At 46.3% G+C, this 915-nt stretch carries 1 protein-coding gene; it reads left to right on the top strand.

Translation table 11 applies throughout. The annotated features are described in order from the left end of the window. The coding region (locus STRDD04_RS10160) for a 5'-nucleotidase C-terminal domain-containing protein (RefSeq protein WP_231853933.1) at positions 1-915 on the top strand (915 nt) is incomplete at both ends.

Raw genomic sequence — 915 nt, 5'->3', positions numbered from 1 at the left:
GAAAAATACGATGCAGAAAATGCCAAGGTGGTCGTGGCAAACAGCCCTGTGGAGCTTAACGGTGATCGTGAAAATGTCCGCGTTCGAGAAACCAATCTGGGGAACGTGGTAGCAGATGCCCTTTACCAATACGGACAAACAGGATTTGCCAATAAAACAGATTTGGCTGTAACCAACGGTGGCGGCCTGCGTGAAACCATTGCCAAAGACAAGCCAATTACTAAGGGCAATGTCATTGCTGTTCTGCCTTTCGGTAACACCATTTCTCAAATCAAGGTAACAGGTCAGAATATCGCGGATATGTTTGCCAAATCCTTGGGCTCAATCCTGCAAGAAAAAGATGGAAAACCTGTCTTGGATGAAAACGGCCAACCATTGTTAGAGCCAAGCGGCGGCTTCCTGCAAGTCTCTGGTGCTAAAGTTTACTATGACACAACCCTGCCAGCAGAAAAACGGATTCTTCACATCGAAATCAAGAATAAAGAAACAGGTGCTTATGAGGCTCTTGATCTGGCTAAGACCTATTACCTGACAACCAACGACTTCTTAGCAGCCGGTGGTGACGGTTATACCATGCTGGGTGGTGCACGTGAAGAAGGACCATCTATGGACGTAGCATTTGCAGACTATCTGGGAAGTGCTGATTTGACGGCTTATGCAGTTATCAATCCAAATTCTCGCACGATTTCTATGTCTGCTAGTAAGGATACAGATGGTGATGGCTACACAGACATCGAGGAAATCAAACAAGGCACCAATCCAAATGATGCCGCTTCTAACCCTGGACAAAGTAACCCTACTACCCCAACGACTCCTAGCAATCCAGTAGTTCCATCTCATCTGATTAAGCCGACTTATCAAGCTCCAGCACAGGTTCGTCCTACAGGAGCAGTAAGTAAGCAAGAAACTCTTCCT

Source organism: Streptococcus sp. DD04 (assembly GCF_001578725.1).
Taxonomy (GTDB): Bacteria; Bacillota; Bacilli; order Lactobacillales; family Streptococcaceae; genus Streptococcus; species Streptococcus sinensis.
This window is presented reverse-complemented; position numbering and strand designations above follow the sequence as displayed.